At 53.3% G+C, this 22,597-nt stretch carries 18 protein-coding genes; 14 read left to right on the plus strand and 4 right to left on the minus strand.

What is annotated here, in order from left to right:
- Positions 1-68 precede the first annotated feature (68 nt).
- From M2108_RS15110 to M2108_RS15125, 4 genes are all read left to right on the plus strand, one after another.
- Complete coding sequence (locus M2108_RS15110) at positions 69-638, plus strand: GNAT family N-acetyltransferase (protein ID WP_277470250.1); 570 nt, start codon at positions 69-71, stop codon at positions 636-638.
- 130 nt (positions 639-768) lie between these two features.
- The gene (locus tag M2108_RS15115) at positions 769-1,032 is read left to right on the plus strand and encodes a hypothetical protein (RefSeq protein WP_277470249.1); all 264 of its coding nucleotides are present in this window, start codon (positions 769-771) and stop codon (positions 1,030-1,032) included.
- A gap of 382 nt (positions 1,033-1,414) precedes the next feature.
- Positions 1,415-1,810, plus strand: coding sequence for a PAS domain-containing protein (locus tag M2108_RS15120; RefSeq protein WP_277470310.1), 396 nt, complete (start codon positions 1,415-1,417; stop codon positions 1,808-1,810).
- Positions 1,807-2,523, plus strand: coding sequence for a PAS domain-containing protein (locus M2108_RS15125; protein WP_280768002.1), 717 nt, complete (start codon positions 1,807-1,809; stop codon positions 2,521-2,523). The genes M2108_RS15120 and M2108_RS15125 overlap by 4 nt, the downstream gene beginning before the upstream one ends.
- 322 nt (positions 2,524-2,845) lie before the next feature.
- Here M2108_RS15125 and M2108_RS15130 read toward each other — a convergent pair whose 3' ends face one another.
- Positions 2,846-4,003: a glycosyltransferase family 4 protein gene (locus M2108_RS15130; protein ID WP_277470247.1), complete on the minus strand. Its 1,158-nt coding sequence runs from the start codon at positions 4,001-4,003 to the stop codon at positions 2,846-2,848.
- Between the two features lie 196 nt (positions 4,004-4,199).
- Between M2108_RS15130 and M2108_RS15135 the strand changes: the two genes are divergently transcribed.
- The 3 genes from M2108_RS15135 to M2108_RS15145 all read left to right on the plus strand — a co-directional run bounded on the left by M2108_RS15135 (position 4,200) and on the right by M2108_RS15145 (position 10,879).
- Positions 4,200-8,282, plus strand: a complete 4,083-nt coding sequence (locus M2108_RS15135; protein WP_277470246.1) for a choice-of-anchor I family protein — start codon at positions 4,200-4,202, stop codon at positions 8,280-8,282.
- 147 nt (positions 8,283-8,429) lie between these two features.
- Positions 8,430-8,840, plus strand: coding sequence for a VOC family protein (locus M2108_RS15140; protein WP_090715353.1), 411 nt, complete (start codon positions 8,430-8,432; stop codon positions 8,838-8,840).
- Positions 8,841-9,058: 218 nt separating this feature from the next.
- Positions 9,059-10,879 (plus strand): methyl-accepting chemotaxis protein, encoded by a 1,821-nt coding sequence (locus M2108_RS15145; protein WP_277506227.1) that lies wholly within the window; start codon positions 9,059-9,061, stop codon positions 10,877-10,879.
- On the opposite strand, the gene M2108_RS15150 is transcribed toward M2108_RS15145, so the two are convergent.
- Both M2108_RS15150 and M2108_RS15155 read right to left on the minus strand, forming a co-directional pair.
- A complete protein-coding gene (locus tag M2108_RS15150) occupies positions 10,859-11,752 on the minus strand; it encodes an NAD-dependent epimerase/dehydratase family protein (RefSeq protein WP_277470244.1) in 894 nt (297 codons plus the stop codon). The genes M2108_RS15145 and M2108_RS15150 overlap by 21 nt on opposite strands.
- Before the next feature lie 77 nt (positions 11,753-11,829).
- Positions 11,830-12,573, minus strand: a complete 744-nt coding sequence (locus M2108_RS15155; protein WP_277470243.1) for an RNA polymerase sigma factor — start codon at positions 12,571-12,573, stop codon at positions 11,830-11,832.
- Positions 12,574-12,773: 200 nt separating this feature from the next.
- Between M2108_RS15155 and clpP the strand changes: the two genes are divergently transcribed.
- From clpP to nspC, 7 genes are all read left to right on the plus strand, one after another.
- Entirely contained in the window at positions 12,774-13,355 is a 582-nt protein-coding gene (gene clpP / locus M2108_RS15160; protein ID WP_068725413.1) for an ATP-dependent Clp endopeptidase proteolytic subunit ClpP, read from the plus strand.
- An 18-nt stretch (positions 13,356-13,373) separates the two neighbouring features.
- The gene (locus tag M2108_RS15165) at positions 13,374-13,580 is read left to right on the plus strand and encodes a hypothetical protein (protein WP_090715362.1); all 207 of its coding nucleotides are present in this window, start codon (positions 13,374-13,376) and stop codon (positions 13,578-13,580) included.
- A 91-nt stretch (positions 13,581-13,671) separates the two neighbouring features.
- Entirely contained in the window at positions 13,672-15,324 is a 1,653-nt protein-coding gene (locus M2108_RS15170; RefSeq protein ID WP_277470242.1) for an AraC family transcriptional regulator, read from the plus strand.
- A gap of 88 nt (positions 15,325-15,412) precedes the next feature.
- Positions 15,413-16,420: a FecCD family ABC transporter permease gene (locus tag M2108_RS15175; protein WP_277470309.1), complete on the plus strand. Its 1,008-nt coding sequence runs from the start codon at positions 15,413-15,415 to the stop codon at positions 16,418-16,420.
- Positions 16,417-17,460 (plus strand): FecCD family ABC transporter permease, encoded by a 1,044-nt coding sequence (locus M2108_RS15180; RefSeq protein WP_277470241.1) that lies wholly within the window; start codon positions 16,417-16,419, stop codon positions 17,458-17,460. The genes M2108_RS15175 and M2108_RS15180 overlap by 4 nt, the downstream gene beginning before the upstream one ends.
- 615 nt (positions 17,461-18,075) lie before the next feature.
- Positions 18,076-19,275 (plus strand): saccharopine dehydrogenase family protein, encoded by a 1,200-nt coding sequence (locus tag M2108_RS15185; RefSeq protein WP_090715366.1) that lies wholly within the window; start codon positions 18,076-18,078, stop codon positions 19,273-19,275.
- 20 nt (positions 19,276-19,295) lie between these two features.
- Positions 19,296-20,432, plus strand: a complete 1,137-nt coding sequence (gene nspC, locus M2108_RS15190) for a carboxynorspermidine decarboxylase (RefSeq protein ID WP_481856915.1) — start codon at positions 19,296-19,298, stop codon at positions 20,430-20,432.
- Positions 20,433-20,916: 484 nt separating this feature from the next.
- On the opposite strand, the gene M2108_RS15195 is transcribed toward nspC, so the two are convergent.
- A complete protein-coding gene (locus tag M2108_RS15195; RefSeq protein WP_277470239.1) occupies positions 20,917-22,494 on the minus strand; it encodes a stalk domain-containing protein in 1,578 nt (525 codons plus the stop codon).
- Positions 22,495-22,597: the final 103 nt, after the last annotated feature.

Genomic DNA, 22,597 nt, shown 5'->3' on the forward strand with positions numbered 1-22,597 from the left:
CGACAGGCTGTTGTCCGGTTTACCTGCTTATAATGGATTCATTCCCATTCATTAAGGAGGATTTTACCATGAACCTTGGCATTACAGATCCTTATACCAGTTGCCCCGTATATGAAACCGGAAGCTTTAGCCTGAGGTTAGTCCGGATGGACGATGCTGCGGATTTGCTCAGATGCTACAGTGATCCCGAATCTATCCCTCTGTTTAACAGCGACAATTGCCTTTACGGGTTCAGCATGAACACGCTTGAGGAAATGGGGCGTTGTATTGAAGCCTGGCTGGCAGAATTCCGGGCACGGGGGTTTGTACGATTCAGTATTGTTGAACAAACGTCTGAGCGGGTAATCGGAACTGTCGAATTTTTCACCAGGAAGCTTGGGCAGGGGGATGAAAAGGGTGAGGCGGGCATTCTGAGACTTGACCTGGCCTCTGAGTATGAGCAGTCTGGAGTGTTATCTGAAATGATAGAGCTGGTAGAGCAGCAGTTTCCGCAGCATTTTACCTTTAGCGGCCTGTTAACCAAGGCAGTTAAGCAGGCGGTGCAGCGGGTCGCAGTTCTTCAAAAGCTGGGCTACCACAAGCTGGAGAGAAGCGAGGAGCTGCCTTATGAGGATTATTACATAAAGGTGGTGCAGTAGAGGGAACTTATCCCAGCATGTCCAGTGGGAAGTTCATCAAATCTACCTAATCACTCTATTAACAGGTATTAATCATTCAGAGATGGAGACAATGGCATCTAAGAACTGTTTTTACAGGGGGATGCCTTTCATGAATGACGAAGAGGTTTACAGGCTGCATTTACAACTGCTAAGTGTATACGAAAAAAGCATACGGCCTTCCGGGGCCAACCAGCGGCAGATCGATCATTATAAGCAGCAGCTGTTTATGTATGCAGAGGACAATGTCCAGCGGATTTTTGTGTTAAACCAGCTATTGAAGTTACATGAAGATTCCCGGGAATATCTTGTCAAAGATTGTGCTGACCGCTACTTTTCGAGAGACCATTATGAGGGAACGGAATCCAGCGTGTAATTATTTCAGCAGGATTCTTCTTTTTCCCGGCCAAAAGTTGCTAATAGCCCGTCCAAACTCCCAGGTGGAGACTTGGCCGGGCTAAGTTATTTGCAGAAGAATGTCGGAAAAAGGAGTAGGAATAAGATAGCATAAGAGTGGAATGAAACAACACTATCAAGAACCGGCAGCAGAGCTAGAGTAAAGAAATATTATCGAAATTAAGGGAATGATCTCAAGTCCATACATAGACAGCCTGTATAGGCTCTCCATCGCAGGTATTATAGCCAGCGGTATTATGGGGACGCTGCAGATGGGCAGAACAGGACCTGCAGCAAAACCGGAGAATACTCCGCGAATGCTGAAGGGTGGGGCCCTCTTTTAAAGGGAGTACAACGACAAGCTGCGCCTCTATCTGAATGTTATTGAGCAGGCGCCGATGTCCATTCTGATTACCGATAAAGACAGGCGTATCGAATATATCAGCCCATACTTTACCGAGGTGACCGGATATTCCAAAGAAGAGATACTCGGCAAGACACCGTCCCTCCTGAAGACAGACAAGACCAGGCGTGAGACCTATAACCAATTAAATGACATGCTGGAGGCAGGGGGGAGATGGCACTTTGTTAACCGTAAAAAGAACGGTGAGGAATATACGGAAGCTGTGCTGGTCTCCTCCATCAAAAATGAAAGCGGCGAGGTTACGCATTACGTTGGCATCAAGGAGGATATTTCAGAATACAAGCGCATGAAAAAAGAGCTGTCAGACCAGCTGTACTTCACCTCAGTGAGATGATGACTGAAGTGGCGGCGACCGGCAGATCCTCGAACCGGCAGATTGTCAGAACGTTTGCTTCAGGGGAGGATCAACATATCCTGTATTCCCTGTCTGCTTTCCGCTTGTCTGATTATTCGGTCGGCGGGTATCTGGGAATTATGACGGACATCAGCGATCTGAAGCAGAAGGAAAAACAGATTATGGATAACCGCAATTTCCTCGATGCCATTATCAGCCATATGCCGGTCATGATAACGGTGAAGGATGCGCAGCACCTGAAGATTTTCAGGGCTAACCAGGCTAGTGCGGATTTCCTGAGCGTAGTTCCTGAGCAGCTGGTGGGTCTGGATTTGCGGACGGTGTTCCCTGAGGAGATTGCTCGCAAGCTGATGGATGCGGATAAAAGAGTACTCGCCACCGGCCAGACCTTCAGCGAGATCGAGATTATTCCGGACGACGGTGAGCATTGTAACCTTAGATATGTGCAGACCACCAAGCTCCCGATTATGGATGCCGAGGGGCAGCCGCTCTACCTGCTCAGTGTATCGGAGGATATTACTGATGCTAAACGGCAGGAGGCGGAGCTGAAATCCGCGCTTAATCTGGCGGAAGAAGCAACAGTTGCCAAGTCGCATTTTCTGGCTAATATGAGCCATGAGATCCGTACACCGATGAATGCGATTATCGGAATAGCCTATCTGGCACAAAAGATCGGCCTAAACCTTGTATAGCAGGATTATATCTCCAAAATCCATAACGCCGGCACCGCACTGCTGGGCATTATTTAATGTTCGGTTAGCGTGCTGCCGGGTGGGATAGAGGGAGAAGTCCTATTACAGTGTTCGGTAAGCGCGCTGCTGGGTGGAATAGAGGGAGAAGTCTCATTAAAGAGACTAGTTACGGGCAACTAAAGGCAAAAGTGCCTCTGATTTGAGCGGAAACGGGCCGGGTGGCGGAATGAGAAGCAAAAATGCCTCTGATTTCGGTGGAAACGGGCCGGATGGCGAAATGAGAGGGAAAAATGCCTCTCATTCCCGCTGCCCCTCCCTGCCGCTAAGCCGTATAAATCCCCGCGCCGTCCTTCCGGCGCCGCGCCTCGATGACCTCCTCATAGTCCCTGATGAGCCGGTCAAAAATCTCATCCCATGAGCGGCTGAGCGCCAGCCGCCGGCCTTCCCGGCCCATCGCCAGGCGCAGCTCCGGCTGCTCTGCCAGCCGGCAGATGGCTTCGGCCATTGCCCCCGGCTGCTGCGGGCTAAGCAGGATGCCGCTCCGGCCGGAGGCGACCAGCTCGCTTGGGCCGCCTGCATCTGCGGCGATCACCGGCAGGCCGGAGGCCATGGCCTCCAGCACGACATTGCCGAAGGTTTCCGTACTGGACGGAAACACGAACAGGTCGCCGGAGGCATACAGCTCTGCCAGCTCCCCGCCATGCCGGCTGCCGGCGAAACTGACATTGCGCGGAGCGTCAGCCCGCAGCTCCGGCAGCAGCGGACCATCACCCACGACGAGCAGATGGACGGCGGCGGCAACGGATTCCGGCAGCAGGCGCATAGCCGCAATGAGCGTGGGCAGATCTTTTTCCGGAGCAATCCGTCCGACATAGAGCAGCAGCAGCGGAGCTTCAATCCCGTAACGCTCCCGCACCTCAGTTGAACGTTTTGCCGGATCGTACAGCATGCAATCGACCCCTCTCGACCATTGCCGCAGACCGGATAAGCCGTGTGCCCGCAGGACACCTGCTGTCTCCTGGGAGGGGACCAGCACAGCATCGCAGGTGCGGTGAAACCATTTCATGTATTTCCAGTAGAGCGGAATCAGCCCCCGCATCCGGTAATAGTGCAAATAACGGTCGAAATGGGTGTGGTAGGAGGCGATGTGCGGGAGGCTGTGCTTTTGGGCGTACCGCAGCCCGCACAGGCCGAGGTTAAAGGGAGTGGCCATATGCAGCAGGTCAGGCCGGAAAGAACGCAGCTCATGCTGAATCGAGGATATACCCGTCAGAGCCAGCCGGCACTCCGGATACAGGAAGAAGGGGATACTGGAGATTTTACGCACCGGATCATCGCATTCTTCCTCTGAGGCCGATGTCGGGGTGAACAGCAAATGTTCGATTCCACGGCGGTGCAGATGGCCGGTCAGCCGCTGAAGCGTACGGGCGACGCCGTTGGTCTGCGGAAGATAAGTGTCTGTAAACAGGGCAAGACGCATAATATCCCCTCCAGAGCTCTGATTGCCCTGATCATAACAGGTGAATATTTGAGCGGAGTCAGCGGAATGTTAAGGCTTTTTTCGGGATATGCCGGCATGTCCCCGCACTTTACGCTCCGTTGATACAAATCAGCATAACCGCAAACACTCGTCCACTATAGTTATTTAAAAAATAAACTATAGGAGTGACAACGACTTGAAAAGATCAGGCACAACCATCCTCTCTCTGCTGCTTGCAGCTGAAATCGCACTTGTTCCCGCCTGGAGCGCTGCCCCTGCAGCGGCGGCTGCCGCACAGCTGCCGGGCACTCCGTATAATGCTGACGGCACTTATAATGTAAAGGTTCCTCATATTATTGTGAATCAGGTTTATGGCGGAGGGGATGCAGATACTACCGGCGGCTATTTTTCAAACGGCTATATTGAGCTGTATAACCCTTTGGACACAGATGTTGACCTGAACGGCTGGTCGCTGCAATACTCCGATCCGGCAATGAACGGGGCATGGAGCAGGCTGGAGCTGAGCGGCACCATCAAGGCACACTCCTCTTACCTGATTACCGACAGCAAAAATAACCCCACCTTCCAGAGCGACATCAGTGCCAAAGGGGACCAGACGTGGGGCGGGCTTCTTTTCAATAATAAAGGCATGAAGGTTGTGCTGCTGAGCAATACAGACCTGCTGACTGCAGCTAATCCGTTCGCGAGCAAAACAGCGGCTTATGTGGACATGATCGGCACAGCAGGAAATGACAAAGGCTCCGCCATCGACGGCTACGAAGGAGATTATCCGACCGGCAAGGAGGAGGGAACCTCCAAGCAGAAATCGGTGCGCCGCGCGGACTTCACCGATACGGACAACAATAAAAGCGATCTGAAGCAGATCAGCTTCGACAATCTGGATGCGGCGGGCATGAATCTGATGAAGCCGCACAGCAGCGCAGACGGGGCGTGGGGAATCAAAGCTCCGGCCCTCGGCGTAGCAACCACCGAACTACCAGCGGCAGCAGCAGGCTCACCATATACAGTTGCATTGTCGGTGTACGGCGGCATACAGCCCTATTCCTTTACTGCAGCTGGTCTGCCAGAAGGCCTTAAGCTTGATGCAGCAACCGGTACGATCAGCGGGACTCCGCTGGCAGCAGGTACATCTACTGTAAGCTATACCGTTTATGACAGCTCGACAACGCCTGCCAAAGTTACAGGAATCCTCAAGCTGGAAGTGGGCAAGCCTGCTGCTGAGCCCAAAACGGATTTGATCAGCATTACCAAAATCGGAGGTTATTCCGTAGGTACGACGAATAAGGACGGCGGTGTAGCCGAGATTGTCAGATACAACCGGGATAACGGTAAGTTTTATCTGGTTAACGGTTCGACGCAGCCTGCGACTGTAGATGTGGTTAACCTCAAAGATGGCGCTCATCCGGAAAAAGAGACCAGCATCAATGTAGAGGCACTGTCCGAGACAGGCGGCTTTGTATATGGTGATTTGACCAGCGTGGACATTAATACGGCAACCAGGCGGATTGCTGTAGCGGTGCAGGAAGCCGATGCCATGAAGAACGGCAAGGTGCTTGTGCTCGATTATGACGGCAAGCTGCTGGAAACCTTTGAGGCCGGGGTTCAGCCGGACATGGTTAAATATACGGCAGACGGCCGCTATATCCTGACTGCGGATGAAGCAGAGCCGCGTACGCTGGCCGGCGATCCAGAAGGCAGCGTGACCATTATCGACACAGTGACCAAAACAGTAAACCGGGTGAGGTTCGATAACCCTGCGGTTATTGATGACCTGGTGCACATCCGCGGAGCGGTTGACCCGGAGACGAAGCTGATCACCGGTGAAGGCGCCAAAGAAGACGCTGTGCGTGACCTGGAGCCGGAATTTATCGAGCTGTCCGAAGACCAGAAAACGGCCTATGTCAGCCTTCAGGAGAACAACGCTATTGCCACTGTAGATATTGCATCCGGCAAGCTGCTGTCGGTTAAGGGGCTTGGGGTGAAGAACCTGAATGCTCCGGGCAACGCGCTCGACCTGCTCAATGACGGTAAGATTCAGCTGGAAAATGTACCGTTCTTCGGTGTATACATGCCGGATGGGATCAGCCAGTATACGGTTAACGGCAAAACCTATTTGTTCACGGCCAACGAAGGCGATGCAACGGAATGGGACAGCAAGGAGAATGCCAGCACCATCGGCAAAATGAAAGGCTCGCTCAATCCGGACTCGGATGCCGCGGGGTTCCTGGCTGGAACCACAAAGTATGATGGTGTTGAAGTGATGTCGGATATGGGGCATGACGGCATTTATCTATACGGAGGCCGTTCCTTCTCCATCTGGGATGCTGCAGACATGAAGCAGGTATATGACAGCGGCAGCGATTTTGAGCAGATTACGGCTGAAAGGCTGCCGGCGTACTTCAATGCCAGCAACAGCAACACTACCCTGGACAGCCGCAGCAGCAAAAAAGGGCCTGAGCCGGAATATGTAAAAATCGGCAAGGTGGGCAAGAAGGCGCTGGCCTTTATCGGGCTGGAGCGGATCGGCGGTCTGATGACCTATGATGTGACCACTCCGGAGCAGCCGCAGTTTGTGAACTATATAAACACGCGCGAGTTCACTCCGAAAAATAACCTGGAGACAGACACCGGGCCGGAAGGAATCGAGTTCATTGCGGCAGCAGACAGCCCGACCGGACTGCCCTTAGTGCTGGTTGCCAATGAAGTTGGCGGCACGGTTGCCATCTACCAGCTGAATGTGACTAAGGTAACCCTGGACAAGAACGAATTGTCCCTGCAGGCTGGCAGTGCAGCAGCAGTGCTCACAGCGGCAGTACAGCCTGCGGGTGAAGGAACGGAAGAGCTGGCTTGGAGTTCTTCCAATACAGCTGTAGCTGCTGTAGACCAGACAGGCAAGGTCACGCCGCTGACAGCGGGAACAGCCGTAATCTCTGTATACAGTGCAGACGGCTATGGTCTGGCTGAAGCTAAAGTGACTGTGCAGGCTGTAGAACCCGTAATCAGCCAGCCGGGCTCAAACCCTTCGGGCGGATCAACTGCAGTGGTGACCACGCCGGCTGCAGAAGTGAGTACTTCTGACGGTAAGGCAATCCTTGAAATCAAAGCAGCAACGGATGCGGCGGGCAATCCATCGTATCCGGTCAGCGCGGCAGAGGTGACAGCAGCCCTTGAGGCGCTGAAGAGCTCCGCCGCGGACGAACTGGTATTCCGCACGGCTGCAGGAAATACTGCTGGGACGGCTACACTTAATGTTCCTTCGGCAGCCTGGACCGAGATTGCCGGCAGCACTGCGCAGACAGTAACCTTTGCAAGCAGCACCGGCACGATTTCCCTGGACCGGGCGGCTGTCACGGCTATTCAAACTGCCGCTGCAGGTGAGGAGGTCAGCCTGACGATTGCTGCTGTAAATCTTACAACCGGCTCAAGCCTGATCGGAAGCCGTCCGGTAGTGAGCCTTGAGGTTAAGACCGGCAGCCGGAGCGTTTCCAGCTTCGGCACAGGCGGAGCGGTGGTAAGTGTTCCTTATACACTTGCCGCCGGAGAAGATGCCGCTGCTGTAGTTGCTTATTATGTATCCACAGCGGGTGAGCTGACGGTGCTGCCGGCAAGCAGCTATAATGCGGAAACCGGCCAGCTGACCTTCCAGACATCGCATTTCTCGGTGTATGCTGTCGGTTATTACAAACCGGCCTTTAGTGATACAGCATTAAGCTATGCGCAGAATTCTATTACCTATCTGGCAGCACGGGGCATCATTTCCGGTATCTCGGAAGAGCAGTTTGGCCTGAAAAGCAAGCTGAGTCGCGGGGATGCAGCGTTGCTGCTGGCCCGACTGGCCGGTGCTGAGCTTGGCAATACAGCCTCCGGCAGCTTTACTGATGTGCAGGCGGATGATTATTTCGCTGCTGCGGTCAGCTGGGCCAGCGCAAACGGAATCGTGAACGGTACTGGCGACGGCAAATTTGCGCCGGAAGCCAATGTTTCACGGGAACAGCTGGCCGTGATGATTGTCCGTCTGGCTGAAGCGATGAACTGGAGACTGCCGGTGAACGGCGGTGCAGCGGCCAGCTTCGCTGATCAGACGTCGATCAGCAGCTACGCACAGGAAGCTGCAACAGAAGTCCGGCAGGCAGGCATCCTGTCCGGCCAGGCAGCGGCGGACGGCAAGATTAACTTTGCCCCGCAGGCGCCGGCAACCCGTGAAGAAACCGCACAGCTGCTGGCAAAACTGCTGAAGGCTGTGCAGCAGCAGTACTAATTAGTATGGAGCATTCCGCGCCGCAAACAGCCGGAGAGAGGCCGGTCATTTTTTGCGGCACGGGTATCTTAAATTTTATAGTTTTGCAAAACGACATGTTATAATGGAAGGCAGCACTCCCAAATCCATGTATGAGGTGATCAGCGAATGGGATTCCAGGCAGGCCAGCTGTTTATTAATTTGCCCGTTGCCAATCTGCAGAGGTCGGTTGATTTTTTTACCGCAATAGGGTTTGAGTTTAATCCTCAGTTTACGGATGAGAACGCAACCTGTATGATCATTAACGGAAATACGTATGCGATGCTGCTGACACGGGAGTATTTCGGCACGTTTACGGACAAGACGATCATTGACTCTGCTGCCCATACAGAGGTCATTACCTGCTTCTCGGCAGCCAGCAGGGAACAGGTGGACGAGCTGGTGCAGAAGGCGCTGGATGCCGGCGGCAAGCCGTTCAATGCTCCGGTTGATCACGGCTTCATGTATAATTGGAGCTTCCAGGACCTGGACGGGCATCTTTGGGAAGTCGTGTATATGGATGAGAGTGCTGCTCAGTAAAAGGTTGAATTATAGAAAAGTGTTCAGGCAGGTGCCCTCGCGGTGCTTGCCTTTTTGTGTTGCTGCATACCCCGGTGTTTACAGTATTGCAACAGATTCTTTACATTCCACATACATAACCCCGCAGACCCGTTAATATCCAGCTTCTACAATAAGTGCGTGGCAAAAATGACATACATAACGAAATGACCAAAGGTTTAACAGAAGGGATGATTGGTTTGAAAAGAAGTGTGCTGCACTTATCCATGAAATGGAAGCTGATTCTAAGTTTTACTGCGATTTCGCTGATCTTTTTAGGGGTTGCCCTGCTTCAGGGGCAGAAGATTAGCCAGGTGGAGCTATCGATGGAACGCCAGAAGTCGGAGATGGAAAAAAGAATCACCGTTTCGACCATCACCCAGCTGCTGCAGGAGCTGAACAGCCTGGAGACCTCACTTGCCGAATCCAGTGACCTGGAGCTGGCAGCGCCGTTTATGGACAAGCAGCAGCAGCTGGACGAAGCTGTGGCCAAGGTTGATTTTGATAAAGAAACCGCCGCGTGGAAGGATCTGCAGCTGCTGAAGTCTGCAATCAATATGTATACCGGACATGTCGGGAAGCTGATAGAAACGCTGGAGGATCCAAGCCTTGACCCGCTTACGGTGCTTGAGGAGATTGACGGTCTGCATACAAATGCGCTGGCTGTTCATCAGCAGCTGCTCAACATTAACACCAAGCTCTATACGGCAGCAGCGGATAATGCCGACCAGGCACAGGCGGATTCCTTCAGGCTGCTGGAGCACACTGTTTCGATAGTTTATTATGCCGCTGGTGCAGTAGTCCTGTTCATGCTTGTACTTGCTGTGCTGCTGACACGCTCGTTCCTTGCTCCGGTAGGCCGGCTGCAGCATGCGCTGCGCAATATCGCTGAAGGGGATCTCCGCCAGCAGATCAATTCCCCGTATAATGATGAGCTGGGACAGCTGAGCTTCCATTTTGACCATATGGTGAGCAGAGTGCGTGATATGCTGCGCCAGACGGTTCAGGTTGCTTCCACACTGGCGGATTATTCACGGTCCTTTCAGGAATCCTCAACAGTTACCGCAAATATGAATCAGGAAATTGTCAGAACGATTCAGGAGATTTCAGTGGGGGCTGACCAGCAGGCAGTTCAGTCTGAACAGAGTGCACTCCTGCTGCAGGAGCTTGAACGGGAAGTGGCGGAGATCACCGACTATACCGACAAAATGCTGGCGACCAGCGGCAGTGCTGATCATAACGCGCGCAAAGGCTCCGAGACGGTCGGAGAGCTGCAGCGGATTTCACAGCGCTCCCGCTCCTCCATCGGCAGAGTGTATGAAGCACTGGAGAAGCTGGTAGAGCAGTCGGGGGATATTTCACGGATTACTAACTCCATTACAGAAATCTCCAAGCAGACGAATATTCTCTCGCTGAATGCGGCGATTGAGGCGGCGCGGGCCGGGGCTGCAGGCAAAGGGTTCGCTGTCATTGCTGACGAAGTCCGCCACCTGTCGGTGCAGACCAGCGATTCCTCGATTCTGATCAGCCGGATTATCGGAGAGCTGCAGGAGAGCATGGCCGGATTTCAGGAGTATATGCTGGATACGAAAAAAAGCCTGGAGGAACAGGATTCCCAGGTTGCGGAAACGCTGGCTTCTTTCCAGGCCATAGACGGCTCGATTGCCGGAATAAGCCGGCAGATTACACTGATTCACGGAAAGGTTGCGGAGACGCGGCGGATTAATTCCCGGCTGGGCGAATCCATCCATTCCGTAGCCTCCGTTGCCGAGCAGACAGCGGCAGGGGTTCAGGAAGTGAATGCATCGAGCACCCAGCAGGATCAGGCCATTCATGATATCGCCCGGCAGGCGCTGGAAATCAGCGAGCTTTCACAGCGGCTGTTCAGGGAGATCAATGTGTTCAAGATCGGTCAGGAAGAGAACATCAAGCCGCAGGGCGGGCAGGTGCTGATTATAGAGGAAGCCCGCAGCAGTAAGGACAACGCAGACGAAGCTCCGTTACTGGCGATCGCGGAGTGACGCGTGCAGCGAAGCCGCCAGCTCAGGCAGCCATCCGGTAAGCGGCAGGAAGACGAAGCCCGCAGTGCGGGCTTTTGCTGTATCCATATGCCAGGACTCAGTGATGCCAAACGGGGACATATCCCTTTCTTCGGTCCGGCTTGGTGTTATTGCCTGTACGCCTGTAACGGCTTCGAGCAGCGAGATGATCTCCTTAATCGAAATTGCCCCGTCCGAGCAGGCGTTCACAGGCCCGGTCAGCGATGAGAAGCCCAGCCAATACAAGAAATCAGCAGCTTCATCGGACCGGATAAAAGAGATCAGCGCATCGGGATTCGGTATGCCGACAGGCTGGCCTTCCAGAATGTGTTCAATATGAAAATGCAGCCGGCGCGTGTAATCATCCGTTCCGAGTACAATCGGAAAACGGACCGCCGCCGCAGGGAAGGCTGTCTGGTTCAGCAGAATGGCTTCGGCCAGCCGTTTGCCCTCCTGGTAGCTGAAGTTTTCTCTGGGGCCGAGGGTGACAGGATAATGTGCCGGGTCAAAATCGGCTTCACGCAGCATTTGCTTGCTTGGATCATACACGGACAGGCTGGAGGTCAGAATATACCGGCCTGCAGTATCTGCGAAAATCCGGGCCGCCGCCGCCGCATCGTCTGGCGAGTAACAGATGTTGTCGTAGACGACATCGTAGTGCCGGCCGTGAACGGCCGCAGCCAGCGCCTGAGCGTCAAAGCGGTCGGCGGTCAGCCGGATCACCCGCTCACCAAAGGGATCTTCTGTCTGTCCTCTGGTTAAAATCGTCACCTCTGTATCTTCGTCCTCCAGCAGCCGCTGTACCAGCCGTTTGCCGAAAAACCTCGTTCCTCCGAGTACTAATATGCTCCTCATCATTTCCCTCCCTGGTTGAATCAAATTTTCATGCAGATTCCTTGAGTCCGCTGGCCAGTTAATTGGGCCTGGGTCAGTTAAGCAGCCATCATCAGCACGCTGCCGTACATACCAGCACGGTCAGCAGTGCGGACTGTACTGTGCCGGGACCGGACAGTTCTGATGCCGGCTGCCATTGTAATCCCGGCAGCATTCTCCCGGCGCAGCAGCTCCAGCATTACGGGAAGCTGGCCCTGCTCGTAAGCTTCGGCCAGCGCGCGCAGCAGCCTCCGGAAATCGCTGTCTTCGGCCAGAGCCGGCCCATCCGCTGCCAGCTCCATGCGCACAGCTGCGAGAGCCTGCCGGGCCCGGTACAGTGCGGCTTTGACTGCTCCTTCCGTGGTGTCCAGCTGATCAGCCGTTTCCTGTGCCGGGTAGCCAAACACATCCCGCATCAGAAATATCGACAGCTGAAGCGGCGGCAAATAGTTAACCAGGGCATGAAATACCGTTTCGAGCTCACTTAGGCCAGTCTGCTCCTGTTCAGCTGTAGCCACGGCCGGCTGCAGCCCGCGCTCCACCGCGCGTTGATGTGCAGCTTTGCGCCGCAGGCTGTCAATCCATGTATGTTTGGCAATCCGCAGCAGTAGTGCCTGCGGATTGGGGCTGGCGGCCCAACCGCTGTAGCCCAGCGCCTTGGCCCAGGTGTCCTGGGCCAGATCCTCAGCCTCATGCACGGAGCGGGTGAGCGCCAGGCAATAACGGTTCAAGGCTGTATCAAGCGGCTGCAGGCGTTCTTCAGCTGCGGTATCCGTTAGATTATGTTCATCAAGGATTAACATGCTCGTTCATCTCCTTTTCGGCAATCCTTACCCTTGTGTTTAGTTCCCTCTATTATATAAGCGAATATCTTCAGATAAAAGGTACGCAGCCGGCATGTTTTTTTTTGCGGGAGATTAGTCTGGCTGTTTCCCGTATCCTTTTTCGGCCTTCATCCGTTTACCAGTTATCACTTAATGATCATTTCAAGGAGGTATGAAGGATGAGTGTTATTCCTTATGTAGTTGAGCAGACGGGCAGAGGTGAGCGTTCCTATGATATATATTCGCGTCTGCTCAAGGACCGGATTGTATTTGTCGGTGCGGCGATAGATGATCAGCTGGCCAACAGCATCATTGCCCAGCTGCTGTATCTGGCGGCGGAGGACCCGGAGAAGGATATCCAGATGTTCATTAACAGTCCAGGCGGTTCGACTACCGCCGGGTTCGGCATTTATGATACGATGCAGGTAATCAAACCGCAGGTCAGCACGATCTGCACGGGGTTTGCGGCTTCCTTCGGCTCCTTGCTGCTCCTGGCCGGAGCTCCCGGCAAAAGATTTGCGCTGCCAAACAGCGAGATCATGATCCATCAGCCGCATGGCGGTGCGCAAGGACAGGCCAGCGACATTGCCATCAGCGCCAGACGGATTCTGCAGATCAGGGAGAAGATCGTCAAGATTACTGCAGAGCGGACAGGCCAGCCGGCAGAGCGGGTGGAGCGGGATATGGACCGTGATTTTTTCATGACAGCGGAGGAAGCACTCCATTACGGCATTATCGACAAAGTGATTTCAAGTTTATAACCAAAGGAGCTGACGTACATGCTGAAGGAATTGCTGGGACAGAAGGTGGCGGTACATTTTCTGGACGGAACAAGTGTAAGGGAGGGGGTGCTTGAGGAGCTTGACGAACGTTTTGTAAAATACCGGACGGAGTATCAGCTGCTCTATATTCCTGTCACTTCCATCCGTGCAGTTGCGCTTGAAACCAAGGAACGCGAACGGCCGCGGGTCGGATTCGGGCAATAGATATTCGTTACACCGGCAACAGGATTCCATTGATAATCATTATCAATTATACTTAGAGGAATGAAATGTTATTGATGGTGGTGAGCAGTCGATGTTGCAAGAGAAGATGATTGAGCAGGCGGGTCAGCCGATGGACTGGGACGGGCTGGCCTTCCGGCTGTTGTCGGTTCAAGTGCTGAAGGGGAGCGACGAGATACACCTGCCCCAGCAGCTTGTCTTATCCTATGCACTGATTGTAGTAACCGGCGGTACGGTGCAGCTTCTGGCGGATACCGGACTCCTGGAGCTGGCAGCAGGCTCGGTCAGTCTTTGTCTTCCAGGGCAGACCTTCGGAGCTGTGGAGCAGTCAGGGAGCCTGGAGATGTATGTGTTTTATTTTAACGTCTATCAGTACGGTGCAGCGGACGAAGGAAGCCGTCTCCTTAAGGATGCGCAGCTGCTTCCGCAGACCGGCCAGCTGGCACAGATCCCGATGCCCTTTATATTGACCTTATGCAATGAGCTGGCGCAAAGGGAGGAAATGGAGCAGCGCAAGGTAAGCTTCCGGGCACAGATCGCTTTTCAGGAGCTGCTCTACAATGTCCGGGTAAGCAGCTGGCAGCGTCCCCGGGATACGAATTATGCGCTGGAGCAAGCCAAGAAATACATAGAAGAGCATTTTACCCGGGATTTGACCTCACAGTCACTGGCCCAGGCTGCCGAATTCAGCCCCAAATATTTCAACGACCTGTTCAAAAGGAAATACGGCAAAAGCGCCCTGGATTATGCCACCGAGCTGAGGCTCCAGCAGGCCAAACGCCTGATGGCGGAGAGTGGCGCCAAGCTGCGGGATATCGCCCATCAGGTCGGGTACGCTGACGAATTCTATTTCAGCCGCAAATTCAAAAAGATGATCGGAGTGCCTCCGGCAGTCTACATGAAGAGCCGCCGGCGCAAGCTGGTAGCCTACTCTTCCTCGCTGCTGGGGCAGCTGCTTCCATTAAATCTGATGCCGTATGCGGCGGCACTCCATCCCAAGTGGACGGAGTACTATTACATGAACTACCGCAATGAAATTCCCGTTCATATCAGCGCTTACCGCAGCAACCAGGACTGGCAGGCCAATCTGGAGGTGCTGCGGCAGGTATCCGCCGATCTCATTCTGGCTGAGGAATCGCTGCAGGCGGAGGAGAAGGCGGCCCTTGAGCAGCTTGCATCTGTCCATTATCTGTCCTCCGAGCCGGCTGACTGGCGCAGCCCCTTTCTGGAGCTGGCAGAGCTGCTGGGGGAATCCTGGCAGGCGGAGCAATGGCTGGCCGCTTTCGACTGGGAGGCGGGGCAGGTCAGGGAACAGCTGCATGCCCAGATCGGCAGTGAATCGGTGGTGGTTATCCGGATGCTGCATAATAAGCTGTACCTGCATTGCAGCCGCAGCATGGCCAGCATGATCTACCAGGAGCTGCAGCTGAAGCCTGCATTTGATGCCGGAGGGGAAATCTACAATATTCCGGTGACTCCGCAGGAAATTGCAGCGATCGGTGCCGACCATCTGCTGATGCTGATCCGCAGGGAGAGTGACACGCTGAATGAATGGAGCCGGCTGCAAAATGATCCGCAGTGGCTGAAGATCGCGGCTGTGCAGCGGCACCGGGTGCATTTTCTGGCCTCCGATCCCTGGCGTGAACAGTCTGCTTATGCGCAGCTACGGATGATCAGGGAAATCAGGCAGCTGTTCCTCGGCCAATCGTCCATACATGTTCCGTAATTTGTCCATGGAGCACCGGCTGGCGTCCCGCTATAATCGGTAATGATAATCATTATCGTATTCAAGAATGTTAAAAGAGTGGGATGAGATGAAACGAGCGGCCGGATTGAAAGCAGCCTCCCTGCTGGTGCTGGGGGTTGTCCTGATTGTCATTGTCAGTGTATTATCAGTGCTTTACGGTTCCAAAGACATAAGCTACATAACGATATGGAATGCACTGGTGCATTTTGACCCGGATAATATTGACCACCAGATTATCCTTACTTCACGGATCCCCAGAGTTGCCGGAGCACTGCTGACCGGCGCCTTCCTGGCGGTATCAGGTGCGCTCATGCAGGGGATGACCCGGAATTATCTGGCCTCACCTTCTATTATGGGTGTCAGCGACGGCTCGGTCTTTGCGATTACCCTGTGTATGGTATTTCTGCCGGGTACGTCGTCCATGACGATGATTCTGTATTCCCTGGCAGGCTCTGCAACGGGCGCTGTGCTTGTGTTCGGAATTTCGAAGCTGGTACCCGGCGGTGCTTCCCCGCTGACGATGGCCGTACTCGGCACAATCATCGGTACCTTCCTTGGCGGAGTGTCCCAGGCGTTGTCGGTCTATTTTCAGGTGTCGCAGGATATCAGCTTCTGGTATAACGCCAGGCTGCATATGATGGACCCGGCGGTGATCAAGCTTGCCATTCCGTTTGCGGTTGTCGGGCTGACGCTGGGCATGCTCATGTCCCGGCCGGTAACCATGCTGTCGCTAGGTGAGGAAACAGCCGCAGGACTCGGTCTCAAGGTGACTGCCGTTAAGGGGCTTACGATGCTGAGTGTTGTGCTTCTGACAGGCATCTCGGTCGCCATCGCCGGTAAAATTGCTTTTGTCGGCCTGATTATCCCGCATATTACGCGGCTGTTAATCGGGCAGGATTACCGCAAAATCGTGCCGTTTGCCGCGTTTTTCGGAGCACTATTTCTGGCGGCGTGCGATTTGATCAGCCGGTTTATCAATTATCCGTTCGAAACACCGGTCGGCGTGGTCACAGCCCTGTTCGGGGTGCCGTTCTTCCTGTATCTTGTGAAGACGAGAGGGGGCAGCCAGGCATGAATAAGCCTTCTCTTGCACCGAAGTCCAAGCAGCGGAGATTCTGGCCGCTGTTTCTGCTGCTCAGCCTGCTGACGCTGGCCGGAATATATGTCAGCCTGACCAACGGGACGTTTGATCTTACCGTTAAGGATGTGTTCCGCACACTGCTGCGGATTAATCCTGTTGAGGATTATGATCTTGTGATTTTCGAATTCCGCCTGCCCCGCATTGTACTCGGCGCACTCGTCGGCTTCGGGCTCGGCATCGCCGGTGCTGTCCTTCAGGGAATCACCCGTAATACGCTGGCTGATCCGGGTATTCTGGGTATCCATGCCGCCGCCGGAGCATTCGTGGTATTGTTTATGTTCTTCACTGCAGGCACTATGCAGGCTCCGGCCTGGTTGTCGGTCATGTCCATGCCGGTGTTCGGCTTCATCGGCGGACTGGTCGCAGTTGTGCTGCTGTTCCTGTTCGCGAGGCAGCACGGCGAGTTCCATCCGCAGCAGCTGATTCTGGTCGGAATCGCACTGGCCTCGGGCTTCGGGGCGGTTACACTGTACATCTCGCTCAAGATGGACCCGCAAAATTTCGAAATGGCCACCGTCTGGCTGGCCGGAAGCATTAACAATGCGAACTGGCGGCAGATATTATCCACTCTGCCCTGGCTGATCATCCTGACTCCGGTCATCTGGCGGAGGGGGGCAGTGCTTGACCTGATGCAGCTTCACGAAGTCAGTGTTAAGGGATTGGGCGTTGCAACCGGCCGTGAAAGACAGATCCTGCTGCTCTGCTGCGTCGGGCTGGTCAGTGCCTGTGTCTCTGTATCAGGCAGCATCGGCTTTGTCGGGCTGATTGCCCCGCATATCGCGAGGCGCCTGATCGGCAATGCTTACCGGTACATTGTTCCTTTATGCGGCATGATCGGGATGCTGATGGTGGTGCTGGCAGATTTCATCGGCAAAACCGTATTTGCACCGGCGCAGCTGCCGGTAGGCATCGTTATCTCCATTATAGGCGTACCTTATTTCATCCTGCTGCTGTTCAAGGCACGTGTGAAATAAGATCACAAGCAGAGTCCAGGACGCTGAGCTTCAGCGCGCCTGGGCTCTTTTTTTCAAATATAGCAGAAGCAGTTAAGAAGGTATTGGATTCCCGCTGTTACACATACTACTAATGGAGAATAACACAGATAACGGCAAAATGGCGCGAAGGGCGGTACTGGAAGCAGTTAGCAGACAAGCCAAAACGGGTAAGGTTAATTTATGCGCCTGAATCCGGAGGTGAGCCTGCTGTTTGGTTGTAAAATAAATTCGTATGAAGAAAGGCGCTGCTGTGATACAATAGCCTAGTTGTCCTTCTTGCGGAATATGATGTTCGGATGAGCTGCTTCTTCTGACAGGATATGTTTATAAATCTTAGAAAAATGAAGCATAAGCGTGTATTTGCATGCGTTCAGGAGTATTAACAGGATAATCGCAAGATTTTACAGACTATGCATCAATTTTTGTCGTTTTTTATTGATTTATTGCTGTGCTTTATGTATAATCAGCCTTGTTGATTTTTCATAGGATGTAGCCTGCCCAAGCTTGATGAAACGAAACGACTGACAACGAAACGAATCCAGAGCAGCAAGGCTAATAACTAATAACTTAAGCAAATTTAGGGGGTTATTAATTGTGGGAAAAGCGTTAATTATTGGCGCTGGCGGTGTAGCAAGCGTTGTTGTTCATAAATGCTGCCAGAACCCGGATGTATTCGAAGAAATCTGTATTGCCAGCCGTACGGTCGCGAAATGCGATGCTCTTAAGGAGAAACTGGATGGCGGCCAGACGAAGATTTCTACGGCTCAGCTTGATGCGGACAACACGGAAGAGGTTATTGAACTGATCAAGAGCTTCCAGCCGGATGTCGTGATTAATGTGGCTCTCCCATACCAGGATCTGACGATCATGGATGCTTGCCTGGCTACCGGAGTGCATTATGTAGATACAGCTAACTACGAACCGCAGGATACCGCGAAATTTGAGTATTCCTGGCAGTGGGCGTACAAGGAAAGATTTGAGAAGGCCGGAATTACGGCGCTGCTTGGCAGCGGCTTTGACCCGGGCGTAACCGGTGTGTTCACCGCTTATGCGCAAAAGCATTATTTTGATGAAATTCACACGATTGATATTGTTGATGCGAACGCCGGCGACCACGGTTACCCGTTTGCCACCAACTTCAATCCTGAGATCAATATCCGCGAAATTACTGCGAACGGACGCTACTTTGAGAACGGCGAGTGGATTGAAACGGCTCCGCTGTCCGAGAAGAAAGTCTACGATCTCCCGGAGATCGGTCCTAAGGATATTTACCTGCTGTATCATGAAGAGCTGGAATCCCTGGCCAAAAATATTAAAGGCGTAAAGAAAATCCGCTTCTGGATGACCTTCTCGCAGAACTATCTGACTCACCTGAAGGTGCTGGAGAATGTCGGCATGACATCGATCGAGCCGATTATGTATGAAGGCAAGGAGATTATTCCTTTGCAGTTCCTGAAGGCAATCCTGCCTGACCCGGCATCCCTTGGACCAAGAACAAAGGGCAAAACCAACATCGGCTGTATTATTCAAGGCACCAAAGACGGCCAGCCGAAAACCTATTATGTCTACAATGTCTGCGATCATGAAGAATGCTACAGAGAAGTGGGCTCCCAGGCCATTTCCTACACAACCGGCGTTCCTGCCATGATCGGGGCTATGATGATTATCAAGGGCATCTGGAACAAACCGGGCGTACACAACATCGAAGAGTTCGATCCGGATCCGTTCATGGATGCACTTAACAAACACGGGCTGCCTTGGCAAGAAGACTTCTCGCCAACGCTGCTGGACTAGGGCGTAAGGCAATGAAAGAAATCGATATCGACATCAGCTCGCTGCCGTCACCTGCCTATCTTGTCGATGAGCGCCTGCTCAAGAAGAACCTGGAGACCCTGAATTACGTGCAGGAACGCACCGGTGCCAAGATTCTTCTGGCGCAAAAAGGGTTCTCCATGCACGCGCTTTACCCGCTTGTCGGCAAGTACCTGCATGGCGTTACTTCCAGCTCCCTGTTCGAGGCCCGTCTGGGCTTCGAGGAGATGGGCAAGGAAGTACATGTCTATGCGCCGGCCTACATGGAACGTGAATTCGATGAGCTGCTTGGCTATACCGACCACATTGTGTTCAACTCGTTTGACCAGTGGAACCGGTTCAAGGACCGGGTGCAAAATGCCGGCAAGCCAATCAGCTGCGGAATCCGTGTCAATCCGGAATATTCCGAGATTGAAGTGCCGCTGTATGACCCTTGCTACAACTACTCCCGTATGGGCGTAACCCTGCCGAACTTCCGTCCGGAAGAGCTTGACGGCATTGAAGGGCTGCATTTCCACACCATGTGTGAGCAGAACTCCGATACACTGGAGCGTACACTCAAGGTTGTAGAGGAAAAGTTCGGGCAGTATCTGCACGGCATGAAATGGCTCAACTTCGGGGGCGGCCATCATATTACCCGTGATGATTATGACCTGGAGACACTGATCAAGTGTATCCTTCATATGAAAGAAACCTACAATGTACAGATTTACCTGGAGCCGGGCGAAGCGGTTGCGCTGAACACCGGATATCTGGTAGCAACTGTGCTTGATACAATGCGCAACGGCATGGACATTGCCATTCTCGACACTTCGGCTGAATGCCATATGCCGGACGTGCTCGCAATGCCTTACCGGCCGAACATTATCGGTTCAGGGCAGCCTGGAGAATACCCGTACACGTACAGACTTGGCGGCATGACCTGCCTGGCGGGTGATGTTATCGGGGATTATTCCTTCCCGGAACCGCTGAAATACGGCGACAAGCTGGTCTTCCTCGACATGGCGATCTATTCCATGGTCAAGAACCATATGTTCAACGGCGTGAACCTGCCGGCCATTGCTTCCTACAACGATGAAGAAGGCCTGAAGATTATCCGCGAGTTTGAATATAGTGACTTCAGTCGCCGTTTGTCTTAATTCTTTTTTATAATAGAGTGCCCCGCAAGCCGGCTGGAGTTGGCTTGCGGGGCGCTTTTTTTTGATTTCTCGTGGATAGTGGATAGTAGATAATAGTGAATAGTGGATAGTGGATAGATGCACTTTGTACACTTATTATGCTCATTTTTTCTGTCGCCACGGCTTTAGCTGCACTTCATACAACTAAAAGCGGCAATTTCGGCTCTGAGAAGCAAAATGGGGATTTTTAATTGCACAGACTGCAGTTAAAATGAAAAATAGCCTCTTTTCGCGCCGAATAGTTGCAGAAAGTGCAGTTATAGCAGCCCCTTGAAGCATATTTTACATAAAGGATGAAAATAACAGCCCTGCATCACCGTCTATTAGGCGGGACACGGGGCTGCTTTGAGTGGAGACACTATTGTTTAACTGCACTTTAGCTGCTCCATAGCTACATCAGAGCTACATCAGAGCTACATCAGAGCTACATCAGAGCAAGGCTGAATCACTTCATACTAATCGCAATCTCCTCCTGCAGCGGCAGCCAGTTGACGGTGGCGCCGAGCTGCTCGCTGATAAAACGCAGCGGGAGATAGATTGTACCGTTCACAATGAACGGCGGTGTGGCGAGGGTGACTGATGTACCGTTGACGGTTGTCTCTCCGCTTACCGTATTAATGGAGATAGAGAGAGACGCTTTATTCACGGCGGTGCGGGTAATGGTTACTATTTTGTCCACCTTGGATGCTGTGCCGCCGTTATTGGTGGGAGTGGTCGTATGGTTCTCTTTATAGGCAACGATGGCTCCCAGTTTATCAAATAGCGACCGCAAGGGAACGAAGTTCTGGCCGCCGCGGGTAATCACACCATTCGTCAGATTGACCGGCTCTCCGTTCAGGGTAACGGCTATCGGCTTCTGCATAGGCACCGGCTGGTCAAAGCTGAAATCATAGTTGGCGTAGCCGAGCTGAGCGTTTTTGTTGACGCCCCAGCCCCAGAGGGTGCCGTCACTCTTTTGCATAATGATGTGGCGTCCGCCGCCCTTTATGGAGGTAATATTGGAGGCCAGCAAGGTGAACACTGCATCTGCAGTAATCGTTTCTTCTCCGATGGAGGTTGTGTATACCTTGCCGTCCGCTGTTAAAGCCACGATAGATCGTTCCATAATATAGGCGTCCGTTACATTTCTGATTCCGGTGAAGCGCAGCGGTACCGTCTGCTCATGGAAGGTTGTGCCGTCGGAGCTGCCGGTAATGGTCATTCCCCGGAACCAGAGGTTAGCGCTATTGTCGATGGCAAGCGTGCTGCGCCCGTTATCACGTAGGATACGGATATCCTTCAGTCCGGTTACAGGTACCGGATTCATTACATCGCTCCCGGCAACCGGATTATAAATCGACTCGACGGGCCAGGTCCAGACCGTGCCGTCTCCGGCAAGCGCGAAGTTACTCTCCAGCTGGATGATTTGGCTCAGCTTCCGGACAGGCTGGAAGGAGGTAAGCTGATCGGTTGAGGTCCAGACCGTCCCGTCCTGCTTCAGGAACAGGAATCTTTTCCAGGAGCCTTGCTCATTATCCTCAAAATAACCCCCCGCAGCAGTTACTCCCTCTATTCCGCCAACAGGGGAGAAGGAGACCCGCGAGGTACCGTCGTCCGGTAACGTTGCCTGATAGACCGCACCAGCCCCGCTTACAGCCAGGTATGTACCCTGCACCAGTGCAAGGTCCGTCAAGCCAGTCATTTCCGGAACTTGTGCAGTCTCCATTGCTAAAGTCTTGGTATTGGTCTGCCATTGCCAGACGGAGAGATCCTGCTTAACCGCAAGCCCTCCGCCCCCGGCCAGGCCAAAGGAAGCTTTAACCTCCGCAAGTCCCGGCACACGTGTAGGCACCGAGCGGCTGTCGCCCCAGACCCAGAGGCTGCCGTCCTTTTTGATCAGGTGATCCGGCCCATAGGCGGCGATACTGGCAACAGCAGCTGCAGTGTCGGCTGCTGCCGCAGCTCCTCCGCTGCCGGCTGCAGGAAAGCCGGCTGCTGCAGCCAGGCTTAGCGCCAGGCCGAGCAATTTTGTCCATTTTTTCATAAGAGGTCTCCTTAGAATTTGAAATCCATTAACTTACAATTAGACGCTCCATCCATGTAAAAAGTTTCTGCAGAAAAATGTCGCTCATTGCCGGCTGACCTGT

Origin of the sequence: Paenibacillus sp. PastM-3, assembly GCF_029893965.1 — a bacterium.
Classification (GTDB): Bacteria; Bacillota; Bacilli; order Paenibacillales; family Paenibacillaceae; genus Paenibacillus_AQ.